Raw genomic sequence first — 25093 nt, 5'->3', positions numbered from 1 at the left:
TTGTTATTTATTCCTCAAAAAATTCTTCGTCAATTCTTTTCAAATACAATACACTTTCATCTCGACTACCAATATTGTAGCGAAGCATTAGTTTTGCTAACTCTTTGCCGTTTATCAGCACAATACGCATACCAAGGTCTCGTGCGGTTTGGGTAGCATTTGATGTAAAGTCAGATGTTGTGATAAAGATTCCTTTTTGTGCTTTCTTCAGATTAAGCGCACCAAAGAAGTCTCGGATATCACCCGAACCTATATTATTTCCCTCAGCGTATCGTTTTGCTTGAATATAAACCTGATCAACGCCTAATGGATCTTGGTTAATGACTCCATCGACACCGTTATCTCCACTTCCGCCCAAGGTATAGGCCATACTTTCGCCACTGCCGCCATACCCCATAGCAAGCAGTAAATCGATAAGCAGTTGTTCAAAAAAAGCAGGAGATACTTTACGAGTCCTAGACAAAATATCTGACGCTAAAGCATCATTGATTTGTTTGTATGCGGCTCTTAACACTTCATCTGGCGTCGCACCATTATCAGATAAAGTTGTCTCTTCGACTTTGTCTGAATCACCGTTCTTTTGCTTGGTGAACGCATTGAAGTCATCAAAACGTTTAAGATATTGGTTATTGATCTCTTCGCCACTGTTTAGAGCTTCTTTCCCCAAATCTGTTATTACGAAATGACCACGCCGTGTGGAATCCAAAAGCCCAGCTTTGGCTAAATAAGTTTTGGCCCATCCAACTCGGTTGGTGAATGCAGCTTGTCGTCCGCTAGGAAGAAGCTCCGTTCTCTCGTCTTCAGACAGATTGAATTGCTCAGCTAGCAAGTCTATGACGTTGCTAAGCTTAACTTCTGCACTCTTCGTAGCCTCTAATACTGGCTTCATTAAATCTTGATAACTTGGAAGCACTACAAACCCTAACCATTTTGACTTTTAGTTTCGGCAATATACCCGAATATACAATCAGTTACATTGATATCCGTTACGTTTATTTGGACTTGGATGCTAATCCAATAATTAACGCTGTGAGTGCGGCTCCGGCAACGAACGCCGTTCCATTGCCTGTACCACTTTTCGCCTTACTAGCATTTCCCCTGGGCTGGGCCTGTACAACAACTTCTTCATCGGAGTCTAAATTCTTTACCATATTAACTACCAGCTGAAATAGTTCTTCTACCTTCACATTCATGGCTTCGGCACACTGAAACATTTGGTCTACTGAAAAAGTAGATTTCCCTGACTCTAAACGACTATAGCTAGCTTGAGATAGCCCCATTCTTTCAGCCATATCACCTTGTTCAACGCCAACTTCTTTTCGTTTATTGGCGACAACAACACCAAGAACTGAGGAATAAGAAACTAGATTCTTTTGCATTTTTTCCACCTATAGCAAAAAAACACTTGATCATAAAAGTGTATAAGAGTAGATTAATTAACACCAAATACGTTTAACGCAAAATGTTGCAATAAATAACATCTGGTGGTATTTTTTATTAATAACCATACTTTAACCTAAATAGGAATACTAATGAACAAAAATATAAACATCGGCGACACGTTTTACCGTAGCAAGCTTTTTGTCCAGCACGTCGGGCTTTTAGTTCAAGAAGATCAAGTTTTACATAACAGTCCAGACGGCAACATACAGCTCAGTAGCCTTCAGGAATATTCAAACGGAAAAACTGTAAAAGTTGTCTCAAATGACCTCGATCCAATAGAGCAATTGAAGCTACTCAACAAAGCTGAACAAATGCTCCTTCGAGCAAAGCAGTACGGAGTGATTTCTTTCAACTGCGAACATCTTGTTTCTCTAATACAGTCAGGCAAACCTTCCAGTGAACAACTAAAGGGAGCTGGAGTTGGTGCAGCTCTCGGACTCGCATTTGCCTGTGGAACAAAATCAAAAAACACTTCAATGTGTATGCTAGCTGGCGCTTTAATCGGATGTGCAGTCGTAAATGCGAATAGGAAGTATGACTATGAAATCTAGTTAGTTTCCCCATGAGTAACAATTGGTAGGTAGGGACGAATATATAAACTATATCCTTTGGATGATATCTGCTATGTGCTTAACTCTCGAATCAGTCAGTATGGGACCTTTCAGAACTAAAATATGAGCATTTACATGTTTTCTGAAGGTCGCATACTTTCCGATGACTTCATGGGGTACTAATAAAGCCTCTATGACATCAAAATTTTCATCAAAAATAACAGCTACTAAGTAATCAAAATCTTTCTCATCATAGTTTCGAATTGCGCTTAATTGACGAGACTGATTAGTAGGTGTAACACGCCTTCCTTTTATCTGAAATCTAGCGCCCTCTTTATCTACACCGTCATACCCAGCCTTTGAATTGGGCTGAAGAACCAAATTTAAAGCGTTAGCAACTATCCATTCAGTATAATCTCCAAGCGGATTGTTATGTGTTCTAACTATCTTACGATCCATCAACTCTTTGGTTATTGATGCTTGTAATCGCAGTAGCTCTTTTACCGTATAACTAGTCCTATCCATCAATTTTATCTCGTATAATAATTCCTATGCATTTGATTCGTTGTACAATTACTTTGTCTTTGGCTTGCACTTTTTCTTCACCAGTAACAACGGATCTACATCGATTTTAGCTAACGATATTTGATAATTGAGCGCTATTAGTGTTTTAAGTGCGTTTTTCAGTGTGACCTTTGAAAAAAACGGTAGCTCTTCAGGAATCCTTTTGGTCGTAGCTATAGCGTAGACGATACGATAATTACCGGGATCTGGTCTCTCTTTTGGCACCTGCAGTTTTATCGATAGGGGTAATTTAGGATTTAATCTTTCACGGTACCACTCGTCTTTAATAAATGCTTCTGCAGCAACAAAACCCTGAGAAAACAGGTGACTCAGAGTACTGGAACTTCGGTACAGCTTGACATGGATAAACTCATTTCCATTTCGAATCAAATCGCAATGCTCCAATTTGTCGTAAGGGCCCCCGATTTTGATATTCTTTTTATCCATCAAACAAAAGCTATTATCACTATTGGCAACATGAAGGTTGTAATCCTCTTCTCGATCATGAGTATAAAGAGGAAACTGGTAGGGGTGAATATCTAAGCTTTTAAGGTAATCATCTACGCTAGCAGCAAAGTCTTGATTTACCTTGTACCAGACGCCATTCCTCAAAATATATTGATCAGAGCCATAACTAATTTCTGCATATATACACCGATATACTGGCCAACTCTTGACTGATTGATATTCGCTGTTGTTAACATGTACAACATTGTGCTTCATCGCTTCAACAGTTGGTACCGAACCTCCCAGGTAATCAATATAATCACGAAGAGAAAGAACTGTATGCCGAGGAGTTCTTTGATAAATATCGAAGGAATAACCAACCTGCGCTTCCCAATCAACAACTTCCGGCTCACCTAACCAAAAGCCATCATATTTCCCTTGTTCAAAATGGCAATCAAGCTCCATATCAAGAAGCTCTACTTCATCAAGATCTCGCACTCTGTGTATATTTTCAACCCAACTAAACTTCTCGGGTAATTTGGCCCTATATCTTTGTATTGATTCAATTAAAATTTGGGGAAGACCTGCTAATTCAACCTCCACAACCAATGTCAAGGCATCACGCCCAGTCACGTTACTACCAAACACTTTGACCAAAGAAGTTCCTGTGACTGCATAAAGCATCTCACTATCTGAGTCGAGATGAAGATTAAATATATCAACATCTCGTGTACTCTGAGTCCTTGAGTTTAGGGGGTTGTGATCATAGCTTGCTTTATCGAGGCTTCTGAGTTTATCGGGGTCAACTGAATTTAGTGTGACCTTCAATCCAAAGTCTCTTTCGATAGCCTCTTGTTTAATCAAGTGAAATCCTGTTCCAAATGACAAAACAAACGTCGACCCCAACATTTTTACAATAAGAACCGCGCCTACATTTGAGGAAGTACCAAACTCAGTTGCATCAACCTGATTGCTATTTGTGAATACCTTAGTCCAAGGAGGAGCGGACTTGGGGGGCTGAATTTTAATGTACAAATTTGCTGATTCTGCTTCTGGAAGATCTAACGAGATAGGATTCTTAACATTATCCATTTTGATTAGGTCAGCATCCGGTTTTCGACTATCTCGAGCAAGGTAGATTGATAGCTTTTCCTTCCGGACTTTCTTTGAAACAGCCATTTAATATCCTATTAGTTTTATCCCTACTTTCAACGATGTGTTGGAGTCATCGTCTCAGTTAATCGTCGCAGCGCTATCTTTAAATCCCGTAAACAACAAGACCATTCTCATCAAATTAGACTTATAATTGATTACCAAAAAGAACAAGCCAAAAGATAAGTTTTCAGGTGTAATTTACCACTAGAAACACAACCCAAATTGTATGTAACAGTGCGATATGCAACTTTAGTTTACATAAAAAAGAATTAGCTAAGGTGATCTAGATTCACATCTCGTTAAACTCTTGTTTCTTTTCAACATTAAACTGTTGAAAAACTCTATCAACTAAAAAATCCTTTAGCCGCCCTATCTCTCACCTGTACCCGCCATTCCAGCTCGTAAATACGATTGTGTGGTATAAAAAAGAAAGGAGTGGAGTGATATACATCCCACTCCTTTCTTATTCGCTACTAATTACTATTACGCATTAACATTTTGTGTGTATCCGCAATTTTTATCTGCGTCTTTTCGATATGTAGTGCAACTCCAAAACTGTCCATACTTGCCGTTTCTTAACTTCATTTCACTTCCACAGCGCTTGCACAATGGCCTTATATCTCCGCACTCTTCATTAATGCATTCCTGAAAGCCTGGCTTGCTGGTACTACTCATGGGACTACCACATTGATCACAAGGGGTTTCTTTGTGTTTGCAACGTGGATAAAAAGAGCAAGATAGAAATTTGCCATACCGACTTACACGCTCTTTCAAGATTCCGGTTTTACAGCTACTACAAGAAATCTGTTCAAATAGCTTCTGTACAAATGAGGTATCAAATTCATCGGTATCCACAAAATACTTTTGTTTGATGAGCTCTACGACAAAGTCACTAACATCAGTCATATCTACCAATAAGTAAGCTCTATGCTTCGCTCTAGTCAAGGCGACATAAAAAAGCCGCCTTTCCTCGGCAAATTCATAGTCATCCCCTTTAGGCAAAAGCGCATCCACTAACGGTGGAGTTATTTTCTGGGATGGAAAGCCGTGTTTACCTGTAGTCAATCCCATAATGATCACGTAATCCGCTTCTTTACCTTTAGATGCATGAAAAGATTGGCTGACAATGTCTAGAGATGGGTAATGCCGATTAATTTCTTTAAGCTCGTGATAGTCCGGCATTTGATGCCAAAATCTTGCTAAAAGGTACACTTTATTTTGCGTTGGTTTTCTTGAATTGTTCACGCAGGCTACTACCGCATCCAAAGCTTTATTTAACGGTAAGGGTCCTTGCTCATTTCTTCCTTGCCGTAGAATGGATATCGCAGGTTTGTTGACCTTAACCAACGACTGGATGTCCTTTTTAATTTGGACAGGATTCTTCGTAACAAACTGAGTTGCTACTTTCCCAATCGCGCTGTTAAAGCGAAAAGTTAAATCTAGCTTGGTTTCGGAAGTCACTCCAAAGTAATCACTAAAACTCGTAGTTAGCTTTACATCTGCGCCACTAAAACGGTAGATAGCTTGCCAATCGTCTCCAACACAAAACAGTGACGTTCCAGGTAGAGAATCTCTTAAGGCTCTGACAAGCCTTGCCCGTGGCTCTGAAATATCTTGGAACTCATCAACCAAAATATACTTCCAAGGTGACACGAACTGCCCGGTCTGAATATACTTCAATGCTTTCCCAATCATGTCGTTGAAGTCTATCCATTGTTTCTCATAAAGAAACACTTCGTATCGCTGATACAAGGGGTATAAAAGCTCTAATGCCTTTTCAGTCTGTTTTGGATCGATTGAACTACTAATAATACTTTCTATCGCTACTTGATCGAGGCAAGCGGCTTTGTACATATCAACCAATGCACTAAACAGTTTGGCTAATTCTGTTACTTGGCCCAATTGCTTCAAATTATCAAGCAGCTCTTGCTGAGGCTTAGGGTTAAACTCCACCCCTCTTTCCAATAACTGGCTTTCAAGAGCGCTAAGTAAAAGGCCGACTTTATGCTGATAGTAGAACACTTCAACATAGCCAGTTTGATACTGCTCATGAGTTTTACGCTTCCACTCCATCGATGCGTTGTAACGATCCTTATCGATCCATGGCAGCGTATTTCCATGTTCATCAGTACCATAGTATTCGATGTAAATATCGTAATCCGGTAAATAAAAATCTGGATGATACTGTCTATATTCGTCAGTGCTTACATCAATCCGATAACTCGGCTCATACTCATAGTTAATTCCTTTTCTAAATAACCAGTTGGCAATAACGACCTCACCATAACTCTTTACCTGCTCACCCTTAAGCGAACGAATGTCATTGTCCGTGAGATACTGTAAGTACTCCCCCTCAACCTTAAAATCAAAAGGATTTCTATCAACGTAATAATAGGAACTGAAATACTCTAGCAACGACTCGCGATAACTATCATCAAGCATCAACTGCTCTAAGGTATTGTTCATCCAACTTGATTTCGCTTTAGTGTCATCTTCAAATGGTGATAGCGTAGGTTTCGTTCCTTCCACTTGAGCAATAATCTTCATCCCTAAGCTATGGAAGGTGCTGGCTCGAACATCATCAAAACCTAGCTTGTCTCGAATTCGTTCGTCCATTTCCTTTGCAGCGATGTGCCCGTAGGCCAATAAGAGAATATCATTAGCTGTAGCCTGACCGCTTTTAATCAAATACCCAGTTCTACCCACCATTACGCTTGTTTTACCAGTACCAGCTCCGGCTAAGAGTAGATTGTTGTCATTATCAGTAATGCATGCTATTCGCTGTTTCTCGGTTAAAGGATTAGACTCTACACTATCGAAAAATAACTCGTATCTGATAAGCTCATTTTGGATATACTTTTGTCGCATTTGTTCAATACGCATCTGGTTCCATGAGCAAATATCCTCAAGATACTGAGCGACATACAGGGATTGTTCACTAAGCCCTTTAGCTAACCTCCAGTTCTTCCATCTTATTGCCTGTTCATTTGTAATCTGTTGAAAGGATTGTACAGAAGAAGATCTTAGAAACTTGGTCTCGGATTCTTGTCGTACCTTGTCTAAAAACGGTAGTAACTTATTTGAGTTGCTATTAGCCCAATATGGGAAAAAAGTACATTTGTATTGATATGGGAATAAATAACTCAACATCGAAAATGAATATTCGACATCCTTTACCCTAAACAATAAACAACCACCAGTTATACGCCATATTGCTTGAGGAGAGCTATCTATTATTTCCCATTTATACAGTATCTCGCTGTCGCCGTTGCATACAGTAATACCGTCTTCATCTATATGAATAGCTAACTGCTTTTTAAATATTCTAGCTAAAAAATTATATTTGATAATTCGATTCGTCATTAAAGTATACAGTCGTAAAAAATTGTAGATATAAACACATATGAAACTGAATTTTACATAACGAGATATGAACTTAGTTGATCCGAGTTCAAATAATGAGTTTTTCTTATATCTAATTGTTCAGTATAAGTTTAAGGCCCCTTAAACAACTCACACCTATGATAACCAAGATAAGGTTTATGCTCTCGCATGATGTTAAAGGTCATGTTTTCTTGTAGTCCAAGAACTTCAGGGTGCTCTAATTGGCTGGATATCAACACTTTTCCTTGGTCATCGAAAGACATAAAACCAAGGTCAAACGCTTTGTCTAGGTTGGCTAGCAACAACAAGCCGTTAAATTCATCTAAGCGCTCTTTATTATTGGAGCTTCGCCAAGGCTTTATATGAGATGCCAATAGCATTTGAGTATTTCGGTAACCCGTTACCGCACAGCCACCCCACATGTTAACCAACTTAGCTCTAAAATGACCTTGCCCCATTCTGGTATTAACCAAAATGGCTTTTTCAGTTTCGTTGAGCTTATTGTCAGTCATTACTTGCCTAATGTCTGCGTTCACATCTATTTGAGCTAAGTCCGCTAAAAATTTGTGATAATGATTGAGCGCAGCACTGTACATGCCTTTTCCTTTCTTATCACGTAGCTTGAAAATATCGAGATTTCTGGCTTTTTCCGCCAATTGAATAAATTGGCCGAACGATCCAACCTCCGTTAATGGTTCCAATATCACTCCTGCATCCATTAACCAGTTTGAGATTGAGCCGCGTATCGCACCTAAATAATTTGTTGCGGTCTTTTCCGACTTACCAATATCCATCAACCATTGGAAATACAAAGTCGCAAGGTCAGAGAGGTTGGAGACAAGCGCATCTTTTATCTCATTAGAAACGATATAGCTCTTCATATCTTCAAACAGCTGATCGTCCAAATAGGCGTGCGATATTGCTTTGGCAGAGTACCTGTTGGTTGTTGAGGCATCGTAACCGTCATTGTAAGCAAGGAACCAAAACCCATCCTTTCTTAAGTGAAAAAACGGATTCTCAGGGGTATTTTTGTCGTTCCCTTGCGCGAAGCTGTCAAAATGAAAGGTAAACCTCTCTTTTAGCGTTTGGTTAAACTCAATTCTGTTTGACGTAATATTCCCAGCTTGGATTAAATCCATCACAGCCAGCAGCATGCACACTTTGTGGGGGCTTTTTTTCCCCGCTGAACTGTTCATGTTCAGGTTACGAAGTTTATCCAAGTAAAACTGATGAGACATCATTTAGTCCTTTGCGCTTGTAGCCGCAACTTTTTGTAAAACAACAGATTGCCAATGCACTTGATTACGTTGTAATGAGTCATCAGATTCCGAGACATCTTGAACAATAATCCCTTTAGCTTTTGCCAAGTCACTCAGTTCCTCTACAGAGACAGGGTAACCCGTTCTCTCATCATCAAAACCGCCGTGACGTAAAGTAACAACCATTTTTCCGCTATCCGCTAATAGGTTAGAGAGCTGGTTAAATGCATGAGTTCGCTCACTAGACGCAATATGCATCCACACCGCACTAACTAAAATAAGATCAAAACGCATTGCTAGGTTTTGTGCTTTATTTAGGGAAGGAAGCTCGTCATTAAGCCAAGTTACGTTCTCTTTTGTTAGGGCTTTTCCTTGTTCTATCATCTCAAGTGATGGCTCTAATGCGATAACGTCTGCGCCTTGTTCGGCCATCCAGAGAGCATCTCTTCCAGATCCCGCACCAACATCAAGCACCTTGTCTGAGTGTTTAGGCCAATGCGTTTTCCATGACGCATGAGCACTCTCAAATGACACTGAGTTATATTGCTGAGACAGCTTTTGAGCATTTTTATCGTAAAAAGAACAAGTTGAAGACATAACTTAAACCGCATGTGAACCTATATGAATGATATACGGTTTATTTTTAAAGCTCTACAAGCTATTTACAGCAAAGCCAGTATTGTGAAGCATATCTGCGGCCATCGCTTTTAATTGCCTAATTTGAATAAAATCAAAGACAAATAGATCATTGCGCCAAAACGATTCTTTTTATACCCTACCCCTGCACTGGCAAAATCCAGTGTCGGGTTTGGTACCCCGCCTTGTTCATTACTTACGACGCATCAGAGGTTAATTCTCTGTTTATGCGTAGCTTTGGCTTACCTAAATTTCAACGAATTGCTGACAAAACAAGCAGTTTGGACGAACTATGGTGGGCTGAGCGGGGCAGCTTCGCTGGCCGTTTCGTAAGTAGCGGTAGTACCAACCTTGTTCAGTTCACCACCCTTTGATTGGTACCTCTCGGTGGTGTAAATAAAATACTTACGGAGGCCATTATGCCTAACTCAAATTCCAACCAAACCGATATTGCCAATATGCCGCTACTGGCACGTGACTACTTAGTTACCCTACACGCTCGTTTCACCGACGTTAACCAACACGAACTCAACGCCGTGGTGGTGTATTTAAATGAGTTAATCACCCTTGATGAGCAAAGGGGAGTGGAATAAATTAATTAGACCATAATTTAGCCTAGTCAACTCTATAACATAGATTGCTAGGCTAATTTATGACTATTAACTTCAAGCAAGAAGTTTTGAAAGTGATCGAGATGGTGTTCTTAATTCTGTAGTAATGAATAGCTTTATTATAGGTCAAAAAAGGGCTCATTCGAGCTCTTTCTAATTACTAGTCTATCGCCTTAGATTCAAAGCGGATTAATTATTTAAGCCATAAAAACATTCAATCAAGTTGAAAAAAATTCAGAATACGTCAGAGAAGATTAAACTTCGATATTATCCGTTAGCACAAAAATTTTATTACTCACATTGATGCTAAAAGGAAGATAGTGATGAACATAGACTCTTTAAAAGGAAAGACGATCGCTTTTGCTGCTTCAGGAGGGTTAGATAGTTGTACTATTACCCATTGGTTGTCTCAACAAGGGGTGAATGTTATCTGTTTAACAGCTGATTTAGGACAACCTGACGAAAACAACTTCGACGAAATTAAAGAACGAATGCTATCTTCTGGAGCGAAAGAGTTTATTAGTGTTGATCTAAAGAGTGAGATGGCAAAAACAGGTTTAGAAGTTATCCAGTGTGGTGCTAAATATGAAGGTGACTACTGGAACCTTACTGCAGCTGCGCGACAAGTAATAATAAAAGGCTTTATACCAATACTAAAGAAAAAGAAGATAAATATCTTAAGCCATGGAGCTACTGGCCGTGGTAATGATCAATTCAGGTTTCAAATTACTGCTGCTATGTATAACCCAGACCTTAGCTTCTATGTCCCGTGGCGAGACCCAAAATTTTTAGAGAAGTTTAAAGGTCGAAAGGAAATGATAAAGTACTGTACCCAACATTCCATCCCTATTAAAGCTTCAGCTAATCAGCCTTACTCTACCGATGCCAATCTTCTGGGATTAACTCACGAAGGAGGTGAAATAGAAAACTTAGAAACTCCAATGACCGTTGTTAAATCTGGTATGGGAAAATGGCCACTAGAAGCACAGGAACTTCCCAAAAAGATTCGTTTATCTTTCTTAAAAGGTGTTCCGATTAGGCTTAATAATAAAAATCTAGATCTCCAAGATTTATTTGAGACTTTAAATATAGTTGCTGGAGAACATGGGATAGGAATAGCTGAAAATCTTATTGAAAATCGTTTTATCGGCGTTAAGTCTAGAGGAGTATATGAATCGCCAGCTATGACTACTTTAGCGTATGCATATAATCAATTATTACAGCAGATTTTAGATAAGAGAGCTCTTGAGCTATACAGACTACTTAGCACATATTTAGGAACACAATTATATCAAGGTTACTGGGTTGATCTCGGTTCTATTATGGCACGCAACGCCGTTGTTGAACTTACGAACCTAGTGACTGGTGACATAGTTATAGAAATGTACAAGGGAAATCTCATCTATATATCAACAGAAGGAGTCACTTCTGGTTTATATAACGCTGACAGCTCGATGGAAAACGAGGGTAATCTGTCACACGAAGATGCTACTGGGTTATTAAACATATTAACCTTATGCGCGAAAAATATGAGTATTAAAAGAAAGTAACTCCAGAATTACTAATATAAACATTCCAGATACAACGGAGCAGGCAGAATAGTGATTAAAAATAAAACAACTTCAATATTATTTATTGGAGAGCATTCTATTTGGTCAGAAATTGCGTGTAACTTCGTAAAACTGTACTTTGATAAAGTCTCATTTTTAACATGGTCTAAAGAAGATAAGAGACCAGATATAAAGAAAGACTGGTCTGGGGATTGGATAATATCGTTTAAATCTGATCTTGTTTTAGCGAAAGAAGAAATTGAGCTTGCAAAAAAAGGAGCAATCAACTTTCACCCTTCCACGCCTAAATACAGAGGAATCGGTGGATATTTCCACGCTATAAATAATAGAGATGCTCAGTTTGGAGCAACATGCCATATAATGGATAAACATATTGACCACGGACTCATACTCAAAACTGTCATTTTTAATATCAAGAAAAGTGACACAGAAAAATCATTGAGAGAACGTACTGCTATTTATTGTTTAGCCTTACTTCATGATGTCATACAAAACATATTTGAAGGCAACAAGCTAAAACCAAATGGAGAAATTTGGGGAAAAAGACTTTATTTAGAGAGTGAAATACCAAAATCAAACATTAAGACGAGGTAAGAAAATGACGAGTAAATTATGGGGTGGAAGATTTACCAAAGATATTAATAGTGGTGTACTCGATTACACATACACAACTGACATAGATGTGAGAATCATTAAATATGACATATTATGCAGCATTGCGCACAATATAATGCTAATGAGAGAAAATATTATAGATGAACATTCTGCAATAAGCATACTCAATGAACTAGTAAATATATATAATAAGTCATTAGACGACAACGTATTATTAAATAAAGAAAATGAAGATGTTCACCTATGTTTAGAACAAATTATCATTGATAAATTAGGGATAGATATCGGTGGAAAAATGCACACAGCTCGCTCAAGAAACGATCAGGTAGTTACCGATACAAAAATGTATTTGCGTAATGCTCTCTTGGAAATACAAAATAATTTAATTATTTTAGTGGAAACACTAATAACCCAAGCAAAAGAAGAAACTAGCTCTCTTGCCGTCGGATACACTCATTTGCAACCAGCTCAACCAATAACATATGGTTTTTGGTTAACATGCTACGCAAGCATATTTATTAGAGATATAGAACGCTTAAGTCACGCTTATAAAATTACCAACAGAAGCTCTTTGGGGTCATGTGCGCTTGCAGGTACCTCGTTCCCAATTGACAGGGAACTTACAGCTGATCTGTTGGGTTTTGACTCAGTTCAAGAAAACTCTCTAGATGCTACTAGTTCAAGGGATTTCATTATTCAATCCGTATCTGCCCTCTCTATCTTGATGAACAACTTCTCTCGCATAGCAGAAGAAATTGTACTTTGGAATAGTTTTGAGTTTGGTCTATTAGATATAAGCGACTCTTTTGCGACAGGTAGTTCAATAATGCCACAGAAAAAAAATGCTGTTGTAGCTGAGTTAATTAAAAGTAAAGGTGGCCGCGTTAACGGGACTTTAATACAGCTACTTACGATGACCAAGGGTGTAACTATGGGATATAACTGTGATCTTCAAGAAGACAAGCCTATGTTATGGCAAGCGATCGACACTACAATATCAACAACTGGAATATTAATATCCCACATAAACAATATGAAATATAGCTCTGAACGAGCGGAAAACCTTAGCTGGAAAAATTTTTCCACCATTACTGAACTAGCAAATTATCTGGTAAAGAAATATAATATTTCTTTCAGGGAGTCACATAAAATAACAGGAAACCTTACGAGTTACTTAATAAATATAAATTCCAATCTAAAAGACACAGAGACCGTAATTAAATTTCTATCTAAACTAGATATTAACATAACTAGAAATGAGCTTATTGATGTTGTGTCCCCAATGAGTGTAATCAATAAGCAAATTAGCATGGGTTCGACAGGAGAAAAGCCTGTACTAGAAAACATCAAAAAAATTGAACATGAACTGCAATCACTTAAATCATACAATATAAAAAATCAAAACAGACTATTAGATAAAGAGAAACACTTGATTAATATAGCTGTAAATACAATTAATAATACACTATGAACTCAGCTTTATTTTTGCAATCCTATATTCTCGGGTTGAGTCTGATTATAGCTATTGGTTCTCAGAATATTTACATCATAAAACTTGGGCTCCAATACCATAAAAAGTACACTTTAATAGCAGCTTGTATTGCTGCAACTAGTGATACAGTACTGATCACTTTGGGTACTCTCTTTATGAATATATTAACCAATGCTATACCAGCTGTTTTTTCGTATAGTCAATGGATCGGCAGTTTATTTCTACTATTTTATGGTATGAGCGCATTAGTTAACGGAGTACGTAAATACCCTAGAGGTTGGGATAATGTTTTAAAAAGTATCTCTCAGTCTCAAGGGAAACCTGTTGCGTCTGTAAATAAAGTGGTCATAACTACATTGCTATTTTCTCTTTTAAACCCGCATGTTTATTTAGATACTTTTCTGGTGCTAGGTAATATAGGTTCTAAATACAATGGTGCAGACAAGGTGACGTTTGTAATAGGCGCAGGATTAGCTTCCTATTCGTGGTTCATGTTTACGGGACTATGTGCGAATAAAGTGTCAGCGTGGTTAAAGAAGGAAATTCAAGTTAGGCTATTTGACATTACAATCGGCCTAATTACTTTGTCTCTATCCTACAGTATAGCGAATATGGATTTCACCGTTCGTTAATTAATATTTAAGGTGTCTCTTGGCATTCTCTACAAGTTCGGAAGTAAGTGACTGCAACAAAGAAGATGGGATATCCCAATAATGCCAGTAAAGTCGAACATCTAGAGTTCGACCCGGAGCTATATCTATCAGCTTACATTCTAACTCATTTTCTCTCTGTAAATCACTGATCATACCGTAGCCAATTCCTTGCTTTATTGCGATAAAAAAGGATTCTGTGGATGGAAGTGAATGGTAATTACAAGCCTGCTGACTTACTGAAAAGTTGTCATCAATAAATGACAGTTGTAACTGGTCTTTCTCATTGAACACGAGCAAAGGCGCCTTAGTTAACGAGTTTCTGTGTACCCCTTTCTCAAACCACCGCTCGAAAAAAGCTTTACTGCAAAGTAGCCGATATCTCATATAACCCAAGAAAATTGCTTTGCATCCTTTTATTGGCATCGATTCTGAAGATATGGCAGCAACTGTGTGCCCACTCATTACTTTTTCGAGTGTAAAGTCTTGATCATCAGCAACTATGTCCAGAATGATTTTTTTACTCTCGATGAAGTCAACAACAGAAGGCAGAAACCATGTGTTCAAGCTGTCGTTATTTACTGCCACCCTCATTCTCGGGTTTGTCTGCTTGCCTAGGAAGAATTGGCTATTAAACTCTTCGTCAAGTAGCAATTGTTTCCTCAAGTGTTGGTATACTTTCTTCCCTTCTTCGGTCGTTATACATGGTTTTTCCCTTATGACAAGAGGCATTCCCAGCAAGGTTTCTAAAGACTTAACTCGGTGAGATATTGCCGAAGCAGTCAGATTTAGTTTTTTTGCCGCACTTTCAAAACTTCCCGATTCTATAACTGCGAGAAACGCCTGAGTTTTTTTGGTATCAAATATCAATGAGCTCACCCTAAATATAATATGTTATTTATTTGTTAAGCTACCAATTACTAACAAACGATAAAAGTCGCTTATAAGAATTAATTATTTCAGGATGTTTCTTAGCTATATTTATCTACGGAAATACCTAAACCCTACACGCTCGTTTCACCGACGTTAACCAACACGAACTCAACGCCGTGGTGGTGTATTTAAATGAGTTGATTACTCTTGATGAGCAAAGAAGTGATGAGGTGTTGGAGTAGTTTAACTCGGCTCCGTCGGTTTACGGCTGTCGCTCACTGTGAGCTAAAAAACTACACAAACAGCAGCAACCAATAAAAAAATCCCTCACATTGCGCGAGGGATTTCTCAGGTCATTAACTTACTTTACCCTTTTTATTAGCTTTCTAAGCGTACTTCTGTCACTCGGTTAGCCGGTTGTTTTAAATCTGCTTCTGTTACGTCAATGGTGTAATCCCACACTGGCGTTTCGATGCCTTCTTTAATTTGCTCATCGTAGTTTCTCAAGGCGTAGAATACGTATTTGCTTAAGTACATAAGCGCACCCACGTTCACAAGCACCATGATGGCCAGTACAAAGTCAACCAGCGTCCATAGCGAGTCCATTGATACAATGCCACTCACCACAACCAGACACAGCGCAATCACACGATAACCGGTAATAAGGTTCTTGTTCTTGCTAAACCACTGAAGGTTAACTTCGCCGTAGTAAATATCCGCTAGCAGCGTGGTAAAACAGAACAGGGAAATCGAGACAAGAACAATGTATTTACCATTGTCGCCATAACCTAACTTAAACGCTTCCTGAGTCAGCTTAATACCTGTTTCACCTGTGTCGACCGCACCTGTAACGATGATAGTAAACGCCGTACAGCTACACACAACAATCGTGGTAAAGAACACACCTAACATGGCAGAAAAACCTTGGTTTACAGGGTGTTTTACTAAAGCGGTTGCGTGCATACTTGGTGCAGTACCAATACCCGCATCGTTAGAGAACAAGCCACGAGCAATACCGTAACGTAGCGCCACTGCGATTGTGTAACCACCTACACCACCTGCCGCTGAGTCAAACTTAAACGCTTCCGTCATGATCAAAGTAAATACGTCATCAATTAGGCTAAAGTTTGTTGCAAGCACATACATAGTACAGCCGATGTAAATAGCCGCCATAAAAGGAACTAGGTAAGAAGCCACATCAGCAAGGCGTTTAACACCACCAAATATAACAGCACCAACCAAAATCGCAGTAAGGATGCCAGTATGCAGCGGATCCACACCCAAAGCACTTTCCGCAGCCTGAGCGATAGAGTTACCTTGAACCATCAGGTAAACAACACCAATGCCGAAAATAATGCACACCGAGAACACCATAGCAAGGAACTTGTTGTTCATGCCGTAGGTCATGTAGTAAGCCGGACCACCACGGAAGGTTCCGTCGCCATTACTTTTGCGGAACAGTTGTCCCAACACGGCTTCCGCAAATGAGATAACCATGCCCAAAACGGCTGTCATCCACATCCAGAACACCGCACCAGGGCCACCAGAGAATATTGCTGCTGCAACACCCACAAGAGACCCCGTACCCACTTGGCCACCTAATGCAGCACATAAAGCAGCAAAGCCAGAGATACCACCAGAAACCGATTTCTCTTTTTTAAAGTTGGTAAATAAACTGGTGAAATAGCGAATTTGAGGGAATCCACACTTAACTGTGTAGAAAACACCGGAGATAACCAAAAGGGTAAGGATCAGATAACCCCAAAATATACCGTTAAGGTATGACAAAGCATCCATTATCATAAAAGTATCCTCACTCAATTAAGAAAGTTGTTGTTCAACAACCTGACAGAAGAAACCAGCAGCAACCGGTAAGATGTCATCGTTGTAATCGTAATTAGGGTTATGTAAGAAATAACCGTTTGAGCCTTCTGTACCGTTACCTATGAACACAAAGCAGCCTGATACTTTCTCTGCGAAGAAGCCAAAATCTTCAGAGAAGCTTTTCTTCTCGCCGTTGGTATTTACTTTGTCTTCACCCAGTAACGCTATCGCGGCTTTACCTGCTGCAATGGTTTCTGCTTCTGAGTTATAAGAAACAACAAACTCTCTAGAAACGTGTACATCACCTTTAAGGTTGTATGCTTCACAAGCACCTTTCACAATCTCGTTCATACGTTGTTCTACAAGATCCGTGTTCTTAGTCGTGTATGTGCGGTAATCACCTTTAATGGTAATTTTAGTTGGTACCACGTTTCTTGCGCCGTCAGTATGAATCTCGGTAACCGAACAAACAACCGTTTCCATTGGGTTAATGGTACGAGAAACGATAGATTGAAGGCCACTAATCACTTGTGAAAGTGCCACCACTGGGTCGGCAAGCATATGAGGAGAAGAAGCGTGACCGCCTTCACCTATAAGGTTAATGGTAAACAGGTTTTCACTTGCCATTACGCCACCAGCGCACATATGAATCGAGCCAGCTTCAAAGCCCGGTACGTTATGATAACCATACACTTCGTCTGTTGGGAACTTGTCAAACAGGCCATCGTTGATCATCGCCAAAGCGCCTAAACCATGCTCTTCGTCTGGCTGGAATAGGAAGTGTACCGTTCCATTAAAGTTGCCTTCTGTGGCTAAGTACTTAGCGGCACCTAATAGAGAAGCGGTATGACCGTCGTGTCCACAACCGTGCATTTTACCCGGTACGCAAGACTTGTAAGGAACCTCACCAGTTTCTTGAAGGTCGATACAATCCATATCTGCGCGAAGGCCAATGGCTTTCTTACCTTGCCAGTCTCCTTTGCGAAGTACACCGACGACACCTGATTTTCCAATGCCTTCATGTACTTCAATGTCCCACTCTTTTAATTTTTCAGCGACGAAAGCAGAAGTGATTGGCAGGTCAAACATAAATTCAGGATGTTCATGAATTTTGTGTCTCCATTCTGCCATCTCTTTTGCAAGTTCCAATGAGATCTTAACCATTGGTTTTTCCTTTTGTGTTATTAGATTTTTTAAAATTGACAACATTGCCTTTCGTTCAAAGGCAACGTCATCGTTTGATTGGATTAGGCTATTTAGAAGGGTAAGCACCTTGCCAAATAATATTTTGATAGTTCACCGGATCGGTATTGCCTTCCGTGCTTAGGATGTACACCACGGAGTTCTCATCAAAGGCAAATTGCTGCATCACTTTTTTGGCATCTGGGTGAGTGGCCAGTGCGTGAAGCGCTCCCACACCGATGGCACCAGACTCACCGGAAACCACTTTAGGGTCATTGGCAAGCGGGTTAGCCAGTATGCGCATACCGGTGGCCGCTAAGGCGTCGTTGCACGACAAAAAGCCGGATGCGTTATCTTTCAGGATGTCCCAACCGATAGTACAAGGCTCACCGCAGGCAAGGCCTGCCATAATGGTATCGAGATCGTCATTAACAAAAACCATCTCGCCAGTCAGGCCAGAGCGATAAATACAATCCGCTTGTTCTGGCTCGACAATCAGGCTGACTAAGCGCTCAATGCCGTAGTGGTTAACAAATGAGCCCAAAATACCGCCAGCCATGGAGCCAACCCCTGCCTGAAGAATAATATGGGTAGGCACTTCGCCCATCTCTTCTAGCTGCTCAATGCTTTCACTTACAATGGTGGCGTAACCTTGCATAATCCACAGTGGGATGTCGGTGTAGCCTTCCCAAGCGGTGTCTTGGACAAACTCCCAACCATTTTTCTGAGAGGTTTCATACGCAATGCGGACGGTATCGTCGTAGTTGCAGTCGGTAACAATGACTTCTGCACCCAATTTTTGAATGTTTCTGACGCGCTCTTCTGCGGTACCAACGGGCATGTAAATCACCGCGTTCTGGCCAAGTTTTTCAGCCGACCAAGCAATACCACGACCGTGGTTTCCATCCGTAGCGGAGGTGAAGGTCATTGGCTCGGTGATCTGTGCTTTTAAGTTTTCTAGGCTAAGTTCGCTGGCAGACAAGCCATATTTATTACCAAGCAAACGAGCAATGGCGTAAGAACCACCCAAAACTTTAAAAGCATTTAAATCAAAGCGGTAATCTTCGTCTTTCAATAGCACTTTTTTAACGCCTAATTGTTCGGCGAGTGCATCTAACGAGTGAAGGGGGGTTTTGCTGTAGCCCGGTAGTTGACTATGGAATTTTCGAACGTTTTCCAAGTCCAGTGCTTCAAAACCTTTGCTGATAGACGGCGCATAAGATTTGTTTTCAACACTTTTTAATACGTTAGGTATTATATTTTCGTTTAAATTCATTTTTGACTCAGTTCAGGTTATTTCACAAAAGCGATAGCTTCGATTTCAACAAGAGCATCTTTAGGTAGGCGGGCAACCTCAACACATGAACGCGCCGGCGCCGCTTCTGTTCCAAAGATCTCGGTGTACACCTCATTAAAGGCAACAAAGTCATTCATATCAGACAAAAAACAGCTGGTTTTCAGAACCGAATCAAGAGAGGCTCCTGCTTCTTCAAGCACCGCTTTCAGATTTAGCAAAGACTGAAGCGCCTGCTCTTTAATACCGCCTTCAACAAACGCCATTGTTTTTGGATCTAATGGCAATTGTCCTGAAGTAAATACTAAATTTTCGAATCCTGAACCTTGTGAATAAGGGCCAATTGCTTTTGGCGCTAGCTCTGTATTAACTATTTTTCTCATAACTTATCCTAATAAATATTTCTAATATTCTGGCCTAAAATAACCTGACCGAGAGTGATTAGAACTTATCAAGGAGAAAGCTAAAGTTTGAAATAACAAATTTTCATTACCACTATGACGTTTGGTAATAGTGCGGAAAGTTATTGGATAACAGATGGTCGTGTAATAGCGAATTGGCTGTAGCGTAACTATTCTCATTTCGCTGGCATGGGTAAATCAGCAAAGTATCACAGGCAAACAAAAATCATTAATAACAATGCGTTACACAATATCAACAACTGTTCTCATTCTCATTTAATATGCAATATGTAACTCTGAACAGCTTAAAACGAGCCTATTTATATTTCTCGATGTTGAGGGAAAATCGCCATCCATATTCCATTTTGTTTATTGAGATGTGTCACAATAAACAGCGTTTTCTTAAAAAATAAAAATTTAGAATTATGTGATCTATATAGTTAATAAAGAAATATAACCGCTGATACGTCATTTTAAATATGAGTTTCTTTTAAACGAACAATATTTAAGTATAATAAAAAAATAAATTATAATTAACCATCTTGTAACATTAATTATGTGTTCTAATTTTTATCATTCTTTTTGTTAGAAAATAATTTTTTCACTGGATTATTTTTTGTTTACAAAAACTTATAAACGTAAAATGACTATTGGTCTACATTATGAAGAATAATAACCTTAACCTACTACGTACATTGCAAGTACTGCTTGAAGAGTGTCATGTTAGTCATGCAGCTGAGCGTTTGCATATTACCCAGTCTGCGGTGAGTCGCCAGCTTACTCAACTGCGTGAGCTATTTCACGATCCTCTTCTGGTAAGAGAAAAAAACCACCTTGTCCCTACCCCAAGAGCAGAGCTGTTAAAACAGCGGCTAAATAGTGTGTTAACTGAGTGCGATCACCTTTTTGAACCCGAACAGTTTCAGCCCTCTCTTTGGCAAGGGAAAGTCACTATCGCCTCGTCTGATCACGTGGCGCAATACTTTATGCCTGATCTGCTAGACAGTTTGCAGCAAGAAGCGCCGAAGCTAAATATTGTGTACCACTCGTGGTCTCCAAAAAAGTTCGACTTGCTAGGTGAGCTGGATATTCAGTTAATCTCAACAACCGCACCAGAAGTGCCCGACGGCTTGTGTGGGATAATGACGGGAGAGGATCACCCCGTGTGTGTGATGCGTACGGGCCACCCGTTGGCATCGTCCGATAAACTAACATTAGACAACTTTCTCGACTACAGTCATGTCTCCGTTATTGGAGGGGGCGATAAAGACAGTTTTATCGATCTCGCCTTAGCAGAGCAAGGTTTGAGCCGCCAAATTCAGTTTACCGTCCCTTTCTTTTCCGCCGCTCTCACTGCACTCAGCCGTTCCGATATGCTGCTGGTTATCCCAGAGCATATTGCCATTAGCATGCAACGTAACTTTTCTGTCACCTATTTTCCGCTACCGTTGCAGGCACCAAAACAGAAGTACTGGCTAATATGGCACCCAAAATACGAAAACGACCCTTCTCACATCTGGCTAAGAGAAACCGTGTTTGACGTCATGCGCCACTCTCTTCCTTTAAAGGGCATGGTGAATGCTGAGTGATATTACTATTAATGGCAATACAACAAGGTAGTTTGATTATGCAAGGTAGGTTGTTTATGCAACCTACCTTCCTTTGTAATAACATTCGAGAATAAGCAGCTTCATTGTTTCGCTTTTAAACCATCTTCATACGCTGCCGAATAACGACATTCTCATTCACAAATATCTCTACTATCAATGCACTGTAATGTATTGAATTACATAAGAATCCTGTTAATGTAATTCATCAAAGCATAAACAAAACAATCTTATTGGCTACTTATATGAAATTTCTGCCCTATCTTGAAGAAGTAGTACCCTACAATTTAGACGACTCAAATATTCAATCAAAAATCGATAACTCGAAGCTTAAAGGAAGACTCGATAGGTATGGCCTACTCAAATTAGAATACAAATCTTGGTTCTCCAGCGCATTTCGCCCCGTGGCTATTTGCAGTTCAGACTCTAATAGCTCCACAAATCAACTTAAGGTCACCTATCGCCCCAATTTGATGGGAACATTGTTCATTGGATATGTTCTATTCTTTCTGTTTAGTGAACTACTTGACGCTTTATTTAACGGAGTGTTTATCGGAGTCGCAGCTTTGTGTTTATTCATGATTTTGACTTATTGTATGTTGCTTGTCTCTTTTTGGTTAGAGGTACCCAAACTAAAAAGAGAAATCTACCGTCTGTTTGAGTAAAAACTTCTCTTCACTGATTTGATGTAAAAGCTGAGTAAACGAGCTTCAAGATGCTTGGTCAGCTAGCTAGATGCTTGCATCACCCGCACTCATCACGGTGATGCCGAGATTTATAAATACCCGTTATCACGTTCAAAACTACCGTGAGTAAATAGTAAGTTCCGAAGTGAAAACCAATGCCGTACAAGGCGATATAGGCCACTGCGGCAGCACCAAGAACATAGTAGATTGCCGGAAGTATTGTTTTTCTGATGATGTCACCCTCACAACCACTCAGACCTACCGCAGCGGTGATCATAACGACATTCTGAACACAAATCATATTTCCAGCAGCTGCCCCGACAGACTGAACAGCAACAATCCAGGTGGTATCCAGACCGCTCATTTCCGCTACGTTGTACTGAAATAAGCTGAACATCATATTGCAGAGTGTATTACTTCCGGCAATGAATGCGCCCATCGCCCCGATACCTGCCGACATGATGATCCAGACATCACTGAAACGGTCAGCAAAAAACTGTGCGAGTATTCTTGGCATGTCCAGTAACTCGCTATCCCCCATCCCACTGCCGATAAAAATTTTCACCATGGGAACAGCAAACATCAATGCCGTAAATGCGCTCGTCACTACCGGTGCTGAACTTGATATTGCATTGCTAAAGGTGCCTACTGTACCTCTGTGAATCATCACAGCAAACAAAGCAGAAATAATAAAAATGGTTCCGGGTAAATAACCAAGCTCCAGTGACGGGGAAATTTGGCTTCCGAATAGCTCACCAGTTTCAACGGTAAATGACAAAAGCCATGCTTTGACAGGAAGTTCGTCCATCCTGCTGGCAAACAAGATGGTGACCATCAGCAAATAGGGAAGAACCGCTTTGAAGGTCGACATATTTGAGGTGAACGCTTTTTCCTCAATGGTTATCACCCCTTTCCAGCTATCTGCCCATTGCGATTTTTCCGGAAAATCCCACCCTGCGTCATTAGGTAACAGCCAGCCTTTTTTGGCGGCAATGACCACAGGAACTAAACCAACAAGAGAGCCTATAATGTCAGGGAACTCAGGTCCGAGATATCTTGCCGTCAGATAGTAAGGCACAGAAAAACAGACACCAGCGAATATCGCAAACTTCCATACCCGTAATCCGGGTAAAAAAGATCGCTCCGCACCGAAAAAGCGGGTCAACATGCACACCAAAATTAACGGCATTAATACCGCAACGGCGCCGTTAATTGCCGCCACATAATAGCCTAACTGATGAATATACGCGTCCCATGAAAGCCCTATGGTGCCCACACCTTCAAGCTCTCCGCTTCCAAGCCCGACAGATAATCCAACCAGAACAGGAGTGCCCACTGCACCAAATGAAACCGCAGTACTCTGAAAGATCATGCACAATACCGCTGCGGCCATGGCAGGAAAACCCAATCCTAACAGCAATGGCCCTATAATTGCTCCTGTCGAGCCGAACCCCGCTGAACCCTCAAGAAATGCCCCAAATAACCATAAAATAATAATGACCTGAACTCTTCGGTCAGTGGAAATATTGGTAAACATTCTTTTGATAACAGTCAGTGCGCCGGTTTCTTTTAAGGTATTGAGTAATATCAACGCACCAAATACGATATACAGAATGCCTCCGGCGGTAAAAATACCGTCGATAATTTGTGCCAGCAGAATATTTAGCGGAACTTTCCAGACGAGACTGGATGGAATAATGACGGACAATAACGCCAAAGGCATCACTATTTTTGCCGGCCAACGCAAGCCGACTAGCAAGATAGTAATCACCAAGATAGGCAAAGTTGATAACAAAAACAGCGTGTATTCTTGATACATAGTTTCAACTTACCCTTTGCTTTAAACACAACAGAATAGAATGAGTGTACATCTTCGGACGTCAGTAAACATTAATCTGGATACCATAGTTATGCAGACGAAAAAAAGGTAAGAGCGTAAACTCTTACCAAAAAAGACAATAAATAAACATTCCCCGGCAATAGAAAATAGACGTGATCGTTAAGAGACAGGTAAAACGGTTAACTTGTCAGATAAAGCAACTCTGTTTTGCGTTGTATATCAGTTCCACTTTATTTCTTGCATTCAGTAGCGATTTCGCACGATCTAAATGGTAATTCACACCATTTGCCGACAGCGGGATAATCTGCATGATTTCGTTGCAGCTTTTACCAGAAGCCGTCAGGTGCAGTATCTCGGCGGTGCGTTCTTTCATGGAGCCATTATAAAAATTAGGGTTAGTTACTCTTGGATAACGCCTTGTCAGATAAAAATGAAGCGTATCCAATTGCAGCTTAAGTCCGGAGTTTTTGATTTTACTTTCCATGTCATGTTGTTTTAAGGCATTTGAGTACATAAAAAAGAAGCCAGCAAAATCATCTTCATGTTCAGATACCGTCACAGAAAACAGAGAGCTTACTTGGTTGCTGAGCAAAAACTCTTCTTTGTACTCGTTGTGAGGCTCTCCTGTTTTCAAAGCATTTAAGAAATTGCTCTCTAACCAACTAACTAGGTTAGGAGTCTTTGTGCTTCTCCGGCTGTCGGACATATACATATAAATCAACCGAGAAGCGACACAAGCCCCCTTACTACTGGTAGAAAATATTGGGTATTTCAGGAGGTTAACTTCATCGCGATTTCTTGTTGAGTTAAATATTCCAAAATCTTTAGGAAAGACAGCGTACGAGAATTCAAATCCATATACTTTCTTTAACCTTTCAGATAGCTCGCACGACAGTTTGTCCTCGTTAACATAGAAGTGTTTCATAATATCTGCTGCTTATTCCGTTGCTTTGTAAGAGGTTTTCATACAAAGCGATGGAACCTTATTGTTCCATCGCTTGTTATACT

20 protein-coding genes and 1 pseudogene are annotated in these 25093 nt (G+C 40.1%); 7 read left to right on the top strand and 14 right to left on the bottom strand.

The genetic code is table 11. From position 1 onward, the window contains the following. Positions 1-7 precede the first annotated feature (7 nt). Together CHJ_RS05605 and CHJ_RS05600 are read right to left on the bottom strand one after the other, a co-directional pair. A complete protein-coding gene (locus CHJ_RS05605) occupies positions 8-913 on the bottom strand; it encodes a restriction endonuclease (RefSeq protein ID WP_317917096.1) in 906 nt (301 codons plus the stop codon). A gap of 79 nt (positions 914-992) precedes the next feature. Continuing rightward, a complete protein-coding gene (locus CHJ_RS05600) occupies positions 993-1379 on the bottom strand; it encodes a helix-turn-helix transcriptional regulator (RefSeq protein ID WP_102310976.1) in 387 nt (128 codons plus the stop codon). 153 nt (positions 1380-1532) lie between these two features. Between CHJ_RS05600 and CHJ_RS05595 the strand changes: the two genes are divergently transcribed. Further along, on the top strand, positions 1533-1994 hold the full coding sequence (locus tag CHJ_RS05595) for a lecithin retinol acyltransferase family protein (protein ID WP_317917095.1): 462 nt from the start codon (positions 1533-1535) through the stop codon (positions 1992-1994). 48 nt (positions 1995-2042) lie between these two features. Here the strand turns inward: CHJ_RS05595 and CHJ_RS05590 are convergent, their stop codons facing one another. From CHJ_RS05590 to CHJ_RS05570, 5 genes and pseudogenes are all read right to left on the bottom strand, one after another. After that, a complete protein-coding gene (locus CHJ_RS05590; RefSeq protein ID WP_102311121.1) occupies positions 2043-2519 on the bottom strand; it encodes a DUF6998 domain-containing protein in 477 nt (158 codons plus the stop codon). A 48-nt stretch (positions 2520-2567) separates the two neighbouring features. Next, positions 2568-4184: a TIGR04141 family sporadically distributed protein gene (locus CHJ_RS05585; protein ID WP_317917094.1), complete on the bottom strand. Its 1617-nt coding sequence runs from the start codon at positions 4182-4184 to the stop codon at positions 2568-2570. Positions 4185-4643: 459 nt separating this feature from the next. After that, positions 4644-7523, bottom strand: a complete 2880-nt coding sequence (locus CHJ_RS05580) for a UvrD-helicase domain-containing protein (protein ID WP_317917093.1) — start codon at positions 7521-7523, stop codon at positions 4644-4646. Positions 7524-7654: 131 nt separating this feature from the next. Further along, entirely contained in the window at positions 7655-8782 is a 1128-nt protein-coding gene (locus CHJ_RS05575; protein ID WP_317918081.1) for an HNH endonuclease, read from the bottom strand. 36 nt (positions 8783-8818) lie between these two features. After that, positions 8819-9400 (bottom strand): annotated as a pseudogene (locus CHJ_RS05570) (class I SAM-dependent methyltransferase); the annotation flags it as partial. 458 nt (positions 9401-9858) lie between these two features. Between CHJ_RS05570 and CHJ_RS05565 the strand changes: the two are divergent. From CHJ_RS05565 to CHJ_RS05545, 5 genes are all read left to right on the top strand, one after another. Beyond that, on the top strand, positions 9859-10032 hold the full coding sequence (locus CHJ_RS05565; protein WP_171752961.1) for a hypothetical protein: 174 nt from the start codon (positions 9859-9861) through the stop codon (positions 10030-10032). Between the two features lie 341 nt (positions 10033-10373). Beyond that, entirely contained in the window at positions 10374-11600 is a 1227-nt protein-coding gene (gene argG / locus CHJ_RS05560) for an argininosuccinate synthase (protein ID WP_317917092.1), read from the top strand. 51 nt (positions 11601-11651) lie between these two features. Continuing rightward, the gene (locus tag CHJ_RS05555; RefSeq protein ID WP_317917091.1) at positions 11652-12215 is read left to right on the top strand and encodes a formyltransferase family protein; all 564 of its coding nucleotides are present in this window, start codon (positions 11652-11654) and stop codon (positions 12213-12215) included. A 4-nt stretch (positions 12216-12219) separates the two neighbouring features. Continuing rightward, positions 12220-13707, top strand: coding sequence for an argininosuccinate lyase (argH, locus tag CHJ_RS05550; protein ID WP_317917090.1), 1488 nt, complete (start codon positions 12220-12222; stop codon positions 13705-13707). Continuing rightward, positions 13704-14360, top strand: a complete 657-nt coding sequence (locus CHJ_RS05545; RefSeq protein ID WP_317917089.1) for a LysE/ArgO family amino acid transporter — start codon at positions 13704-13706, stop codon at positions 14358-14360. Before argH ends, CHJ_RS05545 begins: the two co-directional genes overlap by 4 nt. Here CHJ_RS05545 and CHJ_RS05540 read toward each other — a convergent pair whose 3' ends face one another. The 5 genes from CHJ_RS05540 to CHJ_RS05520 all read right to left on the bottom strand — a co-directional run bounded on the left by CHJ_RS05540 (position 14361) and on the right by CHJ_RS05520 (position 19934). Continuing rightward, on the bottom strand, positions 14361-15248 hold the full coding sequence (locus tag CHJ_RS05540) for a LysR family transcriptional regulator ArgP (RefSeq protein ID WP_317917088.1): 888 nt from the start codon (positions 15246-15248) through the stop codon (positions 14361-14363). A gap of 381 nt (positions 15249-15629) precedes the next feature. Continuing rightward, positions 15630-17054: an alanine/glycine:cation symporter family protein gene (locus tag CHJ_RS05535; protein ID WP_216613377.1), complete on the bottom strand. Its 1425-nt coding sequence runs from the start codon at positions 17052-17054 to the stop codon at positions 15630-15632. An 18-nt stretch (positions 17055-17072) separates the two neighbouring features. Continuing rightward, positions 17073-18239 carry a M20 aminoacylase family protein gene (locus CHJ_RS05530; RefSeq protein WP_171752964.1) on the bottom strand — a complete coding sequence of 389 codons (1167 nt, stop codon included), beginning with the start codon at positions 18237-18239 and terminating at the stop codon, positions 17073-17075. A gap of 88 nt (positions 18240-18327) precedes the next feature. Beyond that, positions 18328-19533: a diaminopropionate ammonia-lyase gene (gene dpaL, locus CHJ_RS05525; protein WP_317917087.1), complete on the bottom strand. Its 1206-nt coding sequence runs from the start codon at positions 19531-19533 to the stop codon at positions 18328-18330. Between the two features lie 17 nt (positions 19534-19550). Continuing rightward, positions 19551-19934, bottom strand: coding sequence for a RidA family protein (locus CHJ_RS05520; protein WP_171752966.1), 384 nt, complete (start codon positions 19932-19934; stop codon positions 19551-19553). A 677-nt stretch (positions 19935-20611) separates the two neighbouring features. Here CHJ_RS05520 and CHJ_RS05515 point away from each other — a divergent pair. Continuing rightward, positions 20612-21541, top strand: coding sequence for a LysR family transcriptional regulator (locus CHJ_RS05515; RefSeq protein WP_411861558.1), 930 nt, complete (start codon positions 20612-20614; stop codon positions 21539-21541). Between the two features lie 762 nt (positions 21542-22303). On the opposite strand, the gene CHJ_RS05510 is transcribed toward CHJ_RS05515, so the two are convergent. Together CHJ_RS05510 and CHJ_RS05505 are read right to left on the bottom strand one after the other, a co-directional pair. Beyond that, positions 22304-24064 (bottom strand): L-lactate permease, encoded by a 1761-nt coding sequence (locus CHJ_RS05510; RefSeq protein WP_317917086.1) that lies wholly within the window; start codon positions 24062-24064, stop codon positions 22304-22306. Between the two features lie 208 nt (positions 24065-24272). After that, positions 24273-25010 (bottom strand): helix-turn-helix transcriptional regulator, encoded by a 738-nt coding sequence (locus CHJ_RS05505; protein WP_317917085.1) that lies wholly within the window; start codon positions 25008-25010, stop codon positions 24273-24275. Positions 25011-25093 lie beyond the last annotated feature (83 nt).

It is taken from the genome of Vibrio sp. MACH09, from assembly GCF_033238805.1.
GTDB lineage: Bacteria > Pseudomonadota > Gammaproteobacteria > Enterobacterales > Vibrionaceae > Vibrio.
The sequence above is the reverse complement of the archived record's forward strand: the minus strand, read 5'-3'. Positions and strand labels throughout refer to the sequence as shown.

Bases quoted from the DNA above. Each gene is read 5' to 3' on its own strand.
- CHJ_RS05600 (WP_102310976.1), bottom strand. From the start codon at position 1,379: ATGCAAAAGAATCTAGTTTCTTATTCCTCAGTTCTTGGTGTTGTTGTC.
- CHJ_RS05595 (WP_317917095.1), top strand. From the start codon at position 1,533: ATGAACAAAAATATAAACATCGGCGACACGTTTTACCGTAGCAAGCTT.
- CHJ_RS05590 (WP_102311121.1), bottom strand. From the start codon at position 2,519: ATGGATAGGACTAGTTATACGGTAAAAGAGCTACTGCGATTACAAGCA.
- CHJ_RS05585 (WP_317917094.1), bottom strand. From the start codon at position 4,184: ATGGCTGTTTCAAAGAAAGTCCGGAAGGAAAAGCTATCAATCTACCTT.
- CHJ_RS05580 (WP_317917093.1), bottom strand. From the start codon at position 7,523: ATGACGAATCGAATTATCAAATATAATTTTTTAGCTAGAATATTTAAA.
- CHJ_RS05575 (WP_317918081.1), bottom strand. From the start codon at position 8,782: ATGTCTCATCAGTTTTACTTGGATAAACTTCGTAACCTGAACATGAAC.
- CHJ_RS05565 (WP_171752961.1), top strand. From the start codon at position 9,859: ATGCCTAACTCAAATTCCAACCAAACCGATATTGCCAATATGCCGCTA.
- argG (WP_317917092.1), top strand. From the start codon at position 10,374: ATGAACATAGACTCTTTAAAAGGAAAGACGATCGCTTTTGCTGCTTCA.
- argH (WP_317917090.1), top strand. From the start codon at position 12,220: ATGACGAGTAAATTATGGGGTGGAAGATTTACCAAAGATATTAATAGT.
- CHJ_RS05545 (WP_317917089.1), top strand. From the start codon at position 13,704: ATGAACTCAGCTTTATTTTTGCAATCCTATATTCTCGGGTTGAGTCTG.
- CHJ_RS05535 (WP_216613377.1), bottom strand. From the start codon at position 17,054: ATGATAATGGATGCTTTGTCATACCTTAACGGTATATTTTGGGGTTAT.
- CHJ_RS05530 (WP_171752964.1), bottom strand. From the start codon at position 18,239: ATGGTTAAGATCTCATTGGAACTTGCAAAAGAGATGGCAGAATGGAGA.
- dpaL (WP_317917087.1), bottom strand. From the start codon at position 19,533: ATGAATTTAAACGAAAATATAATACCTAACGTATTAAAAAGTGTTGAA.
- CHJ_RS05520 (WP_171752966.1), bottom strand. From the start codon at position 19,934: ATGAGAAAAATAGTTAATACAGAGCTAGCGCCAAAAGCAATTGGCCCT.
- CHJ_RS05510 (WP_317917086.1), bottom strand. From the start codon at position 24,064: ATGTATCAAGAATACACGCTGTTTTTGTTATCAACTTTGCCTATCTTG.
- CHJ_RS05505 (WP_317917085.1), bottom strand. From the start codon at position 25,010: ATGAAACACTTCTATGTTAACGAGGACAAACTGTCGTGCGAGCTATCT.